This window comes from Alphaproteobacteria bacterium, from assembly GCA_037146715.1.
Lineage (GTDB): Bacteria > Pseudomonadota > Alphaproteobacteria > UBA7879 > UBA5542 > JBAWWO01.
The window spans coordinates 57,935-71,138 of the sequence record JBAWWO010000001.1; the positions used below are offsets into that span (position 1 = coordinate 57,935).

12 protein-coding genes are annotated in these 13,204 nt (G+C 42.9%); 6 read left to right on the plus strand and 6 right to left on the minus strand.

Going from position 1 to position 13,204, the window contains the following annotated elements:
* Window positions 1–7 precede the first annotated feature (7 nt).
* Window positions 8–1,112 (plus strand): peptide chain release factor 2 gene (prfB, locus tag WCG05_00300; protein ID MEI8320442.1). Its coding sequence is split into 2 segments (ribosomal slippage): window positions 8–76 and window positions 78–1,112, totalling 1,104 coding nucleotides; the frame shifts between segments, so codons are not numbered across the junction.
* Here prfB and WCG05_00305 read toward each other — a convergent pair.
* Window positions 1,105–1,773: a DnaA/Hda family protein gene (locus WCG05_00305; GenBank protein MEI8320443.1), complete on the minus strand. Its 669-nt coding sequence runs from the start codon at window positions 1,771–1,773 to the stop codon at window positions 1,105–1,107. The genes prfB and WCG05_00305 overlap by 8 nt on opposite strands.
* Window positions 1,774–1,859: 86 nt before the next feature.
* Between WCG05_00305 and WCG05_00310 the strand changes: the two genes are divergently transcribed.
* From WCG05_00310 to WCG05_00320, 3 genes are read left to right on the plus strand one after another with little or no spacing between them, the layout of a single operon-like run.
* Entirely contained in the window at window positions 1,860–2,438 is a 579-nt protein-coding gene (locus WCG05_00310) for a J domain-containing protein (GenBank protein MEI8320444.1), read from the plus strand.
* A complete protein-coding gene (locus WCG05_00315) occupies window positions 2,438–3,883 on the plus strand; it encodes a glycosyltransferase family 39 protein (GenBank protein MEI8320445.1) in 1,446 nt (481 codons plus the stop codon). Before WCG05_00310 ends, WCG05_00315 begins: the two co-directional genes overlap by 1 nt.
* 17 nt (window positions 3,884–3,900) lie before the next feature.
* Window positions 3,901–5,163: an AmpG family muropeptide MFS transporter gene (locus WCG05_00320; GenBank protein ID MEI8320446.1), complete on the plus strand. Its 1,263-nt coding sequence runs from the start codon at window positions 3,901–3,903 to the stop codon at window positions 5,161–5,163.
* Between the two features lie 4 nt (window positions 5,164–5,167).
* Here the strand turns inward: WCG05_00320 and glmM are convergent, their stop codons facing one another.
* The 5 genes from glmM to WCG05_00345 all read right to left on the minus strand — a co-directional run bounded on the left by glmM (window position 5,168) and on the right by WCG05_00345 (window position 11,215).
* Entirely contained in the window at window positions 5,168–6,508 is a 1,341-nt protein-coding gene (glmM, locus tag WCG05_00325) for a phosphoglucosamine mutase (protein MEI8320447.1), read from the minus strand.
* Complete coding sequence (gene ftsH / locus WCG05_00330) at window positions 6,505–8,433, minus strand: ATP-dependent zinc metalloprotease FtsH (GenBank protein MEI8320448.1); 1,929 nt, start codon at window positions 8,431–8,433, stop codon at window positions 6,505–6,507. Before ftsH ends, glmM begins: the two co-directional genes overlap by 4 nt.
* The gene (gene tilS / locus WCG05_00335) at window positions 8,430–9,698 is read right to left on the minus strand and encodes a tRNA lysidine(34) synthetase TilS (protein MEI8320449.1); all 1,269 of its coding nucleotides are present in this window, start codon (window positions 9,696–9,698) and stop codon (window positions 8,430–8,432) included. The genes ftsH and tilS overlap by 4 nt, the downstream gene beginning before the upstream one ends.
* Window positions 9,691–10,479, minus strand: coding sequence for an outer membrane protein assembly factor BamD (gene bamD / locus WCG05_00340; protein MEI8320450.1), 789 nt, complete (start codon window positions 10,477–10,479; stop codon window positions 9,691–9,693). Before bamD ends, tilS begins: the two co-directional genes overlap by 8 nt.
* A 187-nt stretch (window positions 10,480–10,666) precedes the next feature.
* Complete coding sequence (locus WCG05_00345) at window positions 10,667–11,215, minus strand: 2TM domain-containing protein (GenBank protein MEI8320451.1); 549 nt, start codon at window positions 11,213–11,215, stop codon at window positions 10,667–10,669.
* Between the two features lie 220 nt (window positions 11,216–11,435).
* Here WCG05_00345 and WCG05_00350 point away from each other — a divergent pair, with 220 nt between their 5' ends.
* Together WCG05_00350 and WCG05_00355 are read left to right on the plus strand one after the other, a co-directional pair.
* Window positions 11,436–12,113, plus strand: coding sequence for a hypothetical protein (locus WCG05_00350; GenBank protein ID MEI8320452.1), 678 nt, complete (start codon window positions 11,436–11,438; stop codon window positions 12,111–12,113).
* Between the two features lie 12 nt (window positions 12,114–12,125).
* On the plus strand, window positions 12,126–13,148 hold the full coding sequence (locus WCG05_00355) for a hypothetical protein (GenBank protein ID MEI8320453.1): 1,023 nt from the start codon (window positions 12,126–12,128) through the stop codon (window positions 13,146–13,148).
* Window positions 13,149–13,204 lie beyond the last annotated feature (56 nt).

Below are 13,204 nucleotides of genomic sequence, written 5' to 3' on the forward strand. Positions count from 1 at the left end.
ATTCTAAATGCGCGCAGAAATTCAGCAAGTTGTTCAATCAATCGAAGATTCGTTAACCTCGCTGCGGAGGTTTCTTTGATCTGGACCATCTGCGCAGCCGTATTCAAGAAATAGATCAGCTGACGGAAGCCTCTAACTTTTGGTCGGATGGCCAAAAGGCCCAGACGTTGATGCAAGAACGCAACCAATCTGTTGAAAAAATTGAAAGTTTCGAGGCCTTCCATAGGGAACTAGAAGACAATCTGTTGCTGCTTGAAATGGCGGAATCTGAGAAGGATGAGCTTGCTATAGGTGAAGCGGAAGGCGCTCTTATATCCCTGCAAAAGAAAACTTTCAAGAGTCAAATTGATAGCCTTTTGTCGGGGGAGGCAGACGAATCTGAGTGTTTCTTGGAAGTGCACGCGGGGGCCGGGGGAACGGAAGCCCAAGATTGGGCAGAAATGCTAATGCGTATGTACCTGCGATGGGCGGAAGACCATGGGTACAAGGTAGATTGCTTGGATGAAACCCCTGGGGAAGAAGCGGGAATTAAGTCAGTGACTTTGCAGGTTAAGGGTCCGCGGGCTTATGGATGGCTGAAAACGGAAAGTGGCGTTCATCGGTTGGTGCGTATTTCCCCCTTTGATTCAAACGCGAAACGGCACACTAGTTTTGCTTCAATCTGGGTCTATCCCGTTCTGGACGATACCATCTCTATCGAAATTTTAGACAAAGACCTGCGGATTGATACCTATAGGGCGTCCGGGGCAGGGGGGCAACACGTAAACAAGACGGACAGTGCCATTCGCATCACCCACTTGCCTACAGGGATTGTGGTGCAGTGCCAGAATGATAGGTCTCAACATCGCAACCGAGCCCAGGCTTTTGATATGCTGCGTTCCCGTCTTTATGAACTAGAGCTTCAAAAACGAGCCCAGGAAGTGCAGGCTCAATCAGATAGCAAAACGGATATCGGTTGGGGTCACCAAATTAGATCCTATGTGCTGCATCCCTATCAAATGGTCAAAGATCTGCGCACAGGCGTTGAAAAGGGTAATGCTCAAGCTGTTCTAGATGGCAAAATCGATGACTTTCTAGAGGCATCTTTATCCCAGCGGATTGGAATTAAGTAAGTTTTTCCAACACTCTTTTTGCCAAAGGAATTGTGATCTTTTCACGCCGCTCAAGGGCAAGTACGTTTATTTGCTCTAGGGTGTTCAGCAGGTGTTGAATAGATCGATCTGAGTGAGTCATTAGGTAAGCTGCAACTTTGGGGTCCAAAGTGATTTGTAGGTCGGATGCATGTTTATGCAACACACTTTCCAGTAAGCTATCATCTGGTTTTTCTAGCTCGACTGAGAGAAAGCGAGACAGGCGTGATTGCAGGTCAGACAGTTTCAGAGACCATTGAAGGAGAGGCTTATGGGCAGTCATAAGCAGTTTACTGTTTCTTTCATGCAATAAATTCAGCAAATGAAATAATTCGGTTTCGTGCTGGGTATAAAAATCTATAGATTGGTCTAAAATATAATAGGTTTCTGGCTTGACCAAATCTTGGATTTTTAAAGATTCTATGCTTTCCTCAGAATAAAATTCACCCCCATGAGTATGTTGAAAGATATGGGCTAAATGGGTTTTTCCTGTTTTCTCAGCTCCCCACAAAATAATGCCATGAGGCCATTGATCAGCTTGAGCGATCATTTCGTAAGCTTTTTGATTGCAGGGGGCTTGCAGAAAGTCATTCATAGAATAAGTCGGCGCCCCTGCCAGCCTTAATGTAAGTTGTTGTGACATGGGAATAGATATACTAAAAATGTTCGCTTATTTCTAGCACCAAAAAAACAATTGATAATATGGCCTTTCTGTTTTAGAAATAAGACATGTCTTCTGCAAAAGAAAAAGTGTTTTCCTATTATTGCTCCCCCATACGGGAAGGGGTTGATTCTCCCTGCGCTTTTGAGGGATGTAGAGAGCAAGGGCTGCATAAAGCCATAAAGAATCCAAAGATGCCACAACATATGGTTTTACTGTGTGAAGATCATATTCGTATTCATAATCAGGGCCTAGATTATTTTAAGGGCATGTCATCTGCTGATATTGAAAAGGAAATTCAGGCAGATTTTTCATGGCGGCGACCCACATGGCCCCTAGGTAAACAGCGTGAAAAGCTTTCTTTTTATTTTGAGGACCCTTTGGATATTCAAAAGCGTGTAAGGGCAGTCAGAAGTCAACATGCAGACAGAATGCATAAAGCTCACCTTAAAATGCCAGCTAATGTGCAAGAGGCGGTGGAGTGCTTAGGTATCACCTTGCCAATAACTTTGGTAGCTTTGAAAAAAGTTTATAAAACTAAGGTCAAGCTGTTTCATCCGGATGTTAATAAAGGGTCAAAAGCAGCTGAAGAAAAATTCAAACAAGTAAACGAGGCTTATAAGCTTCTAACAAGTTACCTATTCTAATGTTAACTCAGAAACACTATATTCTGTTGGGGCTGTCAATTTTCGTTGGACTCTTTTTGGGGCTGACCTCCTATGGAATTCTAAATAACAACGAAGGACTGTATGCTCAAATTGGCTGGGAAACTTTGAATGATAACCACTGGATTATTCCGCACCTGAATGGTTTGCCTTATATTGAAAAGCCTCCTCTTCTTTACTGGATTTTAGCTTTTTCTTTTAAAATATTTGGCAAAAGCCTTTTTGCGGCCCGTCTTGTGCCGACAATTTTCGGGGCAGGGACCATTTTGTCTTGGATATGGTTTGGATGTCAGATTCAAAAGAAAAATCTGGGATTTTGGTCGGCCTTTCTTTTAAGCACGTCTATTGGGTTTTTGCTATTTTCCCGTATGGTTTTCTTTGATATTGTGCTGACTTTTTTTATGACAGCTGCCCTATTTCATTTTTATCTTTTTTACAAAAAAAAATCCCAAAAAAATCTTATTCTAATGTGGGTTTTTCTAGCTGGCGCCCTTATGACCAAAGGGTTTGTCGCCTTGGTTTTGGCGGGTGGCGTGATAGGTCTTTTCTTGATTGTAGAACAAAAATGGTCTTACTTTCTTAAAGTTCTGGGTCCCTTAGGTCTTGCGCTATTTTTAGCTCTTACGGTCCCCTGGCATTGGTTGGCTGTTTGTGAAAATCCTTATTTCACTTGGTTTTATTTTGTAAATGAACATGTGTTGCGGTTTTTGGATTTGCGCATTCCTAAAGATTATTACACAGGGTCTGTCTTTTATTATGTTCCCCGTTTGATGGCTTATTTGCTGCCCTGGAGTTTGCTATTACCTGTTCTATTTTATAAAAACTTATCCAGTATTTTTACAAAAAAAACCAATTTTTTTGAAGCGTTCAAAACTGGGGACTCTTTGCTTAAATTTCTTGGCCTATGGTTCTTTGTATTTTTTGCATTCTTTTCTGTGTCCCGAGCAAAAGCCAACTATTATCTAATTATTGCAGTTCCTCCCCTATGTGGGATGTTGGCATGGTTTGTGCAGGATAAACTTTCAAAATGGATCCCTTGGTCAGTACTTGCGTTTAATGGGTTGGTTATAGGTTCTACCATATTCATAATTCCAAAATATGAATCTTTGGTATCCACACAGCCGTATTTTAAGCAACATCCTTACCCTGAGAAATTTTATTATTTTAGGCGATTTGAAGAGTTATCTTCTTTTCTATTTTATGCGCCAGGATCTATGCCGATTATTGAAAATGCCAGCCGGGATTTTTGGTTTGCCGAGCAGCATGGCTATGGGAAGAATATTTTCCTGAAGGAATTGCCAATGCAAGTTGGGGCTAACGTGGTTGTTTTAAAAAGAGACTGGGATGATTTTGAAACGAGTTATGGGAAGGTGACAGAGCCTTTTTATGAAGGCACTGGTTATAAGGTTTTTAAAGTTGTAGGATAGGGAAAAAGGATAAAAACATGAACCTTCTAACCCTCTATTTAAAACCAAGGCTTCTGGTAATTCTTTGTTTGGGGTTTTCAAGTGGGTTGCCGCTTTTGCTAACTCTTTCTACTATGTCTTTCTGGTTTGCCAGTGTGGGGGTTGATAAAACCACTATTGGTCTATTTGCCTTAGTTGGCGCGCCCTATGCCTGGAAATTTTTGTGGGCACCCGTGCTGGATAGTACTTCAATCCCATTTCTTTCAAACATTATGGGGCATCGGCGCAGTTGGATGTTAATTGTTCAAGTTCTATTGGCTGGGGCGATTTTTTGGATGGGACATAGCAATCCTGCAGATAATCTTTTTCTAACAGCATGTGCTGCCCTTTCGGTGGCATTTTTTTCAGCTACCCAAGATATTTTGATTGATGCATATCGGATTGAGTCTTTGGATCCGTCAGAATATGCAGCGGGGGGAGGGGCCGAAGTTTTCGGATACCGCCTTGGAATGATCATAGCGGGAGGCATTGCCCTTATGCTATCGGATATATACACATGGAAAACAGTTTATTCGATTATGGCTCTGTGCATGGGGTTGGGGATTGTGACAACCTTGCTCTGTAAGGAGCCCCAATCTATCAAGTGTCAGGTTGACAAGATGCTCTCCTTTTCTAAGCGGGCCAGGCATGCCCTGATTGATCCTTTCTTAGATTTTATTCAAAAGCCTAATTGGGGATTTATCTTATTATTCATTCTGCTATATCGGTTTGGCGATAATCTGATTGGACAAATGTCGACAGTTTTTTATAAGGAATTGGGATTTTCTGGCACAGAAATTGGGATGATCACAAAAGCTTTTGGTGTGTGGATGACAATTCTGGGGGGGCTGCTTGGGGGCGTTATTGCCTTTAGAATAGGCACCATGAAGGCTTTAATGGTGGGGGGTATTATTCATATTTTATGCAATGGATTCTTCATTCTGCTTGCTATTCATGGTCATTCCATTGGATATCTTTATGGAACGGTTATCAGTGAGAACCTTTCCGGGGGATTTATGGCTGCGGCCTTTGTGGCTTATTTGTCGCAGCTTTGTAACAAGGAATTCACAGCGACCCAGTATGCCTGGTTTTCAAGCACTATGGCCATTACACGTGTATTCGTTCAAACTTCTTCAGGGTTTTTAGCAGCAACTTTTGGCTGGATTCCCTTCTTTGTTTTGGCGAGCTTGGGAGCGGTGCCGAGTTTGTTGATTTTGTGGTATTTGATCCGGTCTGAGCGTCGTGGATCACGGACTGCGTAGTTGCCTAGTGTGCCAATAACTCTAACAAATCTTCCATAACCTGTGTGCGTACAGTGTCATGAATGCTCTCTACCATTAGGCGCACAAGAGGTTCCGTGCCCGAGGGCCTAACCACAATGCGTCCGCCCTTAGCCGTTATATAATCTTCAATCTTTTTCAATGCTTTCTTCACAGGGGCTGTTTCCAAAACTGACTTATCTTTCAGGATGATATTTTGATGAAGTTGGGGTACTTTGGTAAAAACTTGCATCAAAACACTGGCTGGCTTCTTAGAGTGTTGCAAAATAGCAAGTACTTGAAGGGCGGCGATCAAACCATCCCCCGTTGTACCATAGTTACGCAAAATAATATGACCAGAGGGTTCTCCCCCGATGTTGCATCCTCTTTTTTCCATTTCAAGGGAAACATAGCGGTCCCCCACGGAGGTGCGATAGACTTCAATTTCCTTGTCTTTCAGATAGTGTTCTAGCCCCAAATTAGACATAATCGTAACGACAACACCATCTGCCTGAAGAAGTTCCCATTTTTTCCACCAGGTGGCAATTAGCGCGATGATTTGGTCACCATCAATCACATTTCCTTTTTCATCCACCACGATCAGACGGTCGGCATCTCCATCAAGAGCGATACCAATATGGGCTCCATGTTCCAAAACAGCCTTTGAGAGGGCCTCAGGTGCCGTTGCTCCACATTCTTTATTAATATTGCAGCCGTCTGGGCTGACACCAATTGCAATAATTTCAGCGCCCAATTCCCATAGGACAGTGGGGGCGATTTTATAAGCAGATCCATTTGCGCAATCGATAACAATTTTCATGCCTTCCAGACGCAGGTGCTTGGGGAATGTTGCTTTGGCGAATTCAATGTAACGGCCAGGGGCGTCATCCAATCTTTTTGCTCGTCCTAATCTTTCAGCAGGAACCAAAAATTCATCCTTAAAATTCTCCATATTCTTTTCAATTTCAAGCTCTAGATCATCGGAAAGTTTATTCCCATTGGGGCCAAACAGTTTAATTCCATTGTCATTGTAGGGGTTATGAGAGGCGGAAATCATAACGCCCAGGTCAGCTCGTAGAGAACTGGTTAACATAGCAATAGCAGGGGTTGGCAGGGGGCCCAACAAAACTACATCCATTCCGACAGAAATAAATCCAGCGGTTAAGGCCGGTTCAATCATATAGCCGGATAGGCGGGTATCTTTTCCAATAACCACTAGGTGGCGATGGGGCCCCCGTTGAAATTTTTGTCCAGTGGCTTGGGCAATTTTTAAAACCATTTGAGGCGTCATAGGCCCTACATTAGCGCGTCCCCGAATGCCGTCTGTACCAAATATTTTTCTGGTCATGCGGGGATCTCACTAGGTTCTGTGGGTTCGGGCAAAATAGGAAGTTCTTCCACAGCTTTTTCTTTGGAGGCGGGTAAAGAAGATGTTTTTGGTTTTCGGGGTGCCTTAGGGGTGGGGCGATCTATTTTCTTGCCTTTGATAAGGGCGTGAATTTCTTCTCCTGTTATGGTTTCAAATTCCAACAAAGCTTGGGCAATCCTTTCCAGGGCTTTTGCATTTTTTGTCAAAATAGATGTAGCTTTTTTGTGGGCTTCATCGATTAACGTCCGAACCTCAACGTCCACCTCTTTCATGGTCGCGCTTGATATGGTTTGTGTTTGGGTGACGGCATGACCCAAGAACACTTCCCTTTCGGGGGCTCCATAAGATAAAAGCCCTAGCTTTTTGCTGAATCCCCATTGAGTAATCATACTGCGGGCCAGGCGGCTCGCCATTTCTATATCAGAGGAAGCGCCCGATGTAATATTTTCCCACCCAAAGATTTTTTCTTCGGCAATTCTGCCGCCCAAAGCGATGGCTAGATCGGACTTGTATTGGGCAAGACTTCTGGAAATTTCACTTGAGGGTAATCGCATGACCATTCCTAAAGCCCGTCCTCGCGGAATAATAGTGGCCTTATGGATAGGGTCTGCGTCTTTCAGAGAGCAAGCAACAAGAGCGTGTCCAGCCTCGTGATAGGCAGTGACTTTCTTTTCTTTTTCGCTCATCACCTGTGAGCGTCTTTCAGCCCCCATCATGACTTTGTCTTTAGCTTCTTCTAATTCGGTCATGCTTACAAATCTGCGACCTTTGCGAGCAGCTAACAGGGCACTTTCATTCACAAGACTTGCCAATTCCGCGCCAGAAAATCCAGGCGTTCCCTTTGCAAGCGTTAAGGCATCAAGATCTGAGGCTGTTGTGATTTTTTTCAAGTGGACATTCAAAATCTGTTGGCGGCCTTTTACATCGGGTAAAGGGACAACAACCTGTCGATCAAAGCGACCGGGACGCAACAAGGCTGAATCTAAAACATCAGGTCGGTTGGTAGCTGCAATCAAAATAATAGTTTCTGAGCTTGAAAAGCCATCCATTTCCACCAAAAGTTGGTTAAGGGTTTGCTCTCTTTCGTCATTTCCGCCCCCCATGCCTGCGCCGCGGTGACGGCCAACGGCATCAATTTCATCAATAAACAAAATACAGGGAACGTTTTTCCGGGCTTGCTCAAACATATCGCGGACACGGCTGGCCCCAACACCCACAAACATTTCCACAAAGTCAGATCCTGAAATGCTGAAAAACGGCACGCTGGCTTCGCCGGCAATAGCCTTTGCAAGCAAAGTTTTTCCGGTACCGGGGGGGCCAATTAACAAAACACCCTTGGGAATTTTTCCGCCCAATCGTTGAAATTTTTGGGGATCTTTTAAGAATTCAATGATTTCTTGAACTTCTTCTTTGGCTTCATCCACACCAGCAACATCTTTGAAGGTTACCTTGGTAGCGCTATCCATCAGCAATTTCGCTTTTGATTTACCAAAACCAAAGGTTTTTCCACTTCCTGCCTGCATTTGACGATAAGAATAAAACATAAGACCAATCAGTAACAAGTAAGGGCCAAAAGATAAAAAGATCGCCCAGAAAGAAGGTTTTCCGTCATCAACGGTGACAGCTTCTACTTGCACACCCTGTTGAGATAAGGCGTTAGCTACGTCTGTATGTTCTGGAACTTGGGTTATGAAAGAGGTACCATCGATCTTTTTGCCCTCAATCATATTTCTTTTCATAATGACGCCTGTAACCTGCTTATCAACAACTGCTTGCTGGAAAGAAGTGTAGGGAATAAGTTGTCCTTTAGTCTGATCTATGCGATCGTTAAATATATTATAGATATATACCAGAACAATAACAGTTCCAATCAAAAGCAAAATATTTTTAGTATGCGTATTCATTTAGAGGCAGGCTCCTTTACATCTAGCGCTATAAATCGTTGACCTAACATAGCATTCAAAGGCTGAAAGTGCAAATAAACTAATGGGCTTTTTTGGTGCAGAATACCTAAGTAAGGAATTTCAATTGCTTTTCCATTCTGCCAAAGGGTAGGTAAGGTTAAGATGCTTTCCCGAAAGAAAGGTTCTGAGATTTTGTCTTTGATTTGAAGCCAGCCTTTTGTCCCCAAGATCCCCAAAGAGATATCTTGGGTTAAAGCTGCGGGGGCAAGAGCAGAGACCCAAAAACGATTATCCCACAAAAAGGGGATTTTGTTTGTTAGGGAAACCGCTGTGACCCGGCCATATTCTCGCAGGGCAACATAGGTGTTATTTCTTTTTAAAATGGTACAGCCGCCGCAGGTTGTTTTTGTAAAATCTGGATTTTTTAAAGATTTAAACAAGGTCTCAATCTGTGTTTGGCTAGGCAGATAATATTTGCCTCCGATTGATCTTAAAACATGGGCCCAGAGGAGATGGTTTTGAAGGGTTGAAGTGTCAATGGATGCCCACCCACTTTCGCTTAAAGTCACTTTTGTGGCCAAATCAACGGCCAAATTAGCTTCCATTAATGGACGCAGGACTGGATCCTTTGGCAAAAGATCTTCCGGGGGGGCAGTCCTTAATCGTGCCCGATGGAATTTGAGATTTTCATTGCTGGGGTCTTGCAGGTAGGGATGATTCTCCAGGACTGATAAAAGTTCATCCTTCGTGAAATTTAACAGGGGTCTTAAGATGCGCAGAAAAGGTTTTTCCAAACAGGCAGAAATTCCAGCCATACCAAAGGGGCCGCTTTTTTTGTCATGCCGCATTTGTAGAGTTTCTTGCTCATCTTGTTTATGGTGGGCCACAAGAAGGTGAAGGACCCCCTGTTCTTTGCAAGAATCTTCTAGCAATGTATAGCGAGCCTTGCGCGCTTGTTCTTGCAGTTTTGTGGTAAGGGTAGAGTGCTTCCACGTCAGAATGTGGCATTTGATGCCCCAATCATCACACCACTTTTTGACTTGTTTAGCTTCACTCGTGGATTCTGGACGCAGTTTATGATCAACGTGCAGGGCTAACACGGTTCCCCCGTGGTCTTTGGTCCATTCAGCAGTTAGTTTTAATAAAGCTAGGCTATCAGGCCCACCAGACAGGGCAACCGCAAGAGTGGGTTTTTTTTCAAAGGGAGCAAACTGGTTTAAATAAAAGAAAAATTTCTTTTTGAGAGAGTGGGGGACATCACGCACATTTAATCTCAACTTTCAGGGCTTCAGCCAAGGTTTTAAATTCGGGTTTCAAATCGGGGGAGACAAGCAACTTTGCCACAACGCTACAGGCCTCGACATCTTTATTCATTTTGTGGAGGACATTTGCCATTTTTAATAAGGCCTGTTGGGCCTCAGCGCTTTGGGGGTCTTTCTTGTAAATATCCATGGCAAAAGCAGCAGCTTCTGGAAATTTTCCTTCATTGTCCATTAGAATAACAAGATCTAGGGTAGCTTGTTTAAAAACAGAGCTTTCTGGGTGGTTGTTGTGAATAGTTGTTAGCAATTTCTCAGCCTCTTCTTTCTTGCCTTCTTTCAGAAGAATTTGCGCTTTTTCGTAAAGTTGTTCGGGTGGCAAGGTTGTTTCAGCCTGATTTTGGGCAGACTTGTGGTGGTCTTCCAGTTGTTTTAAACGATCTTCCAAAAGTTTTTTGTCAGCAAGGGCTTCTTTTTCCAATTGATTTAGTTTTGCTTCAAATTCTTCAAATCGGGAAACAAGCTTGCTGATTTGGGATTGAAAAGACATGAGTTTGTCAAACATTAAGGAAGCTGCATCTTTAGGCATTTCCCTAAGAGCATCTAGAGGGGATTCTTCGCTGCCCAAATGTTTGTAAACGAAGGCTTGCAGGCCTTGCAGGTCGCGCTCTATGCGGCGAAAATTTGATCCTTCTTGCTCAACGGGGGCAGGGGTGTCTTCTGCAGAAGAGAGCAAGCTGACTGTCAAAAGACAGATGGTTAACAGACATTTGATATGGTTGCTCATGTGAGACTCCTTTGCTTATTGTGTACCTGAAAAGCATGGGCTTGGGAAGGTACATTTTCGTCTTCGCGAGCCCCGCAGGGGCGTGGCGATCCAGCTTATTTCTGGGCAGACTATTCGCCCTGGTTGCTTCGCAACAGCTGGATTGCTTCGTCGGGGCTATGCCCCATCCTTGCAAAGACGTTAAAAATTAACCCTTTTTCTTAGGGCTAGCTTTCTTTTTCGCAGGTTTTTTAGCTGCAGAGACTTTCTTAGGAGTCGCCTTCTTGGGCGCTGCTTTTTTCACAACTTTCTTTGCTGCTGTTTTAGGGGCAGGTTTTGCTGCGGGTTTAGCATGAATAACGGCTTTTTTAACGGCTGCTTTCTTGGCTTTTGCAGCGGGCGCAGCTTTGATTGCTTGCGCTGGGGCTTTTTTTGCTTGGGAGGAACTCATTTTTCCCATTAATTCAGCAACTTTTTCTGCTTCCCAATTTTTGTTGATAAAGGGAAGTTTGTTCCGAAATTCAGCGGCCATGTCATAGTAGTTATGACTGATAATGTGAAGTTTAGAAGCTTTCAAAAACAAAAAAACGCCCCATGTTGAAACAACATATAAAAGCCAAGCGGAATCACCACTGGAAAGGTTATACATAACCAGGGCCAAAGCAGCCACCAGAACAAATAGGATCAATTCTACATAGAAATTCTTCGATTTGTGCACGTAACGTTCAACGTCAACTTTTCTTTCTAAATGAATCATGGTGTCTCTCCCTGTTAGACTTTCAGTATATAGCAAGAGTTAGGGGTTCTTCAAGGACAAAAACACAAGGTTTTTCAAGTCGTTGGTCAAACTATGTTTTTTTCGCATGGGGCTTAGGACCTTATTGCCCTAGCGAAGGCATTACTTACGCGCTAAGTATCGGGCTAGTTCATCTATGGAATGTAGATGATGGAGATAAAACATGAATGAGGATAATAAAATGAACAAATTTCTAAAAGCCACTTCTTTTTATGCAGTTGCTTGTATTGCAAGTAACCTGATAGCCGCGGAACCCAAAGCAGAAAATGCTTTTGAAGGAGTATCCCTGAATGCCCTGATTGGCTATGGTCAAGTAGATGCTAAGCATCGGACGGTTTATGGGACTTCTGGTGGTCGTTATCAAGGGACTTTTTCTGGAGGTGCTTTAAATGTTAAGGCGGGTTTGGGGTACGGAAAAAATCTTCGAGATTCTTATAACTGGGGCGCGGAATTATATGGATTCTATAATCCTTTAAGGACAGAAACTTTCTTAGCCAATCCTATTGCTAATGCCATTATAGGGCGGAATTTTGGGGGCGGGGTTAAAACAACTATCGGGTATTTCCTAGCTCAAAGTACATTAGGATATGTGGGGGTTGGGGCGGAAGGATCTGTTTTCAATTTTAAGATGAAAACTCAAAACTTTAATCAGTTAACTAATTCTAGGTTTTTATGGGCTACGGGTCCTGTTGCAGGCGTGAAAGTTGCTCTTTCTTCCGCCACTAGTTTGGTGGTTGAAGGAAACTATATGTTCTATCAAGCGATGCGTATTAGTGGTTTAAATGGGATAAGCCCATTGAGTAGCCGTATCAGTCCCCGAGTTCTTTCGTTGAATCTGGGTCTTTCTATTAACCTGTAATCAGGAGGTTCTATGAAATTCCGTAGAAATAGTTTAATTAGTGTTTTAGGTCTTATTTGTTCTTCGTCAATAGTAATGGCTGCTGCTAAAGGGACTGATGAGTTCTATTCGCCTCTTAGTTCCTCTGAGATGAGATCAATCAGAGAGTATGCTGATCCATGTTCAGTCCATGCAGTTGTTAAGTTAGAACGTTTAAATGATGAATATGCTAGTCTTGTAAAGAGGTATGGACAAGAAGCTACCTTGACAACTCAAATTCATTCTCTGGAAGCTAGAAGTAAGGCTGCAGAAGAAACCCTAGCTGGTGAAAAAGCTAGAAATGCTGCTTTGAAAACAGAAAAGGAGCAAAAAGATATTCTTCTTTTAAAAGTCCAAACTTCCAAGATAAGCCTAGATGCTCAATTAGCTGAATTGACAAAAATACAGGCTGCCAAAGAATCTGAAATTGAGTCTCTTAAAGCACAAGTCGCCCAGAAAGAAACAGAAGCCCAAGGCTTTGCAACTGCAAAAAGTGCATTGAATACTCGATTAGCAGAAACGGAAGAACAACTTACTTCTGCTGAGCGTAAGGTTATAGCCCTTGAGGGGGATCTTTCAAGCTTAAGGAAAGAGATGGCTCTGCTTAAAACTGAGAACGAAATTTTGAACAGTAAGTTAGAAAAGCAGCAAGCAGAACATAATGAAGCAATTAACCTTATGCATAGGCAAACAGCTGACATTATGGATGCCTTAACAGTTCTACAGAAGGAATATGATGCCCTGAAAAAAACAAAGGGTATTTTTTCTACAAGAACTCCACTTCAGGACATAACAGGTGAATCAAAAGGGAAAAAAATAAATCATAAAAACTACAAAGGAGATGCAGAAGAAACAGCTTCTTTGTTTGAGGAAATTGACTTGGATGAAGGTAAAGTAGCTGCGCAAAAAAGTAAGATAGCTGAAGAAGCTCGGGCTGTTGCAGAGAATACAAATGTTACTACAATTGGCAGATTCTTTAGATCTTTCGGTAGTCTTTTCAGAAAGAAAGTGAAGTAGCATACCCTCTCAGGGATTTCCTCGGGCTTGAGCCGAGGGTCCACGGTGCGGTGTGC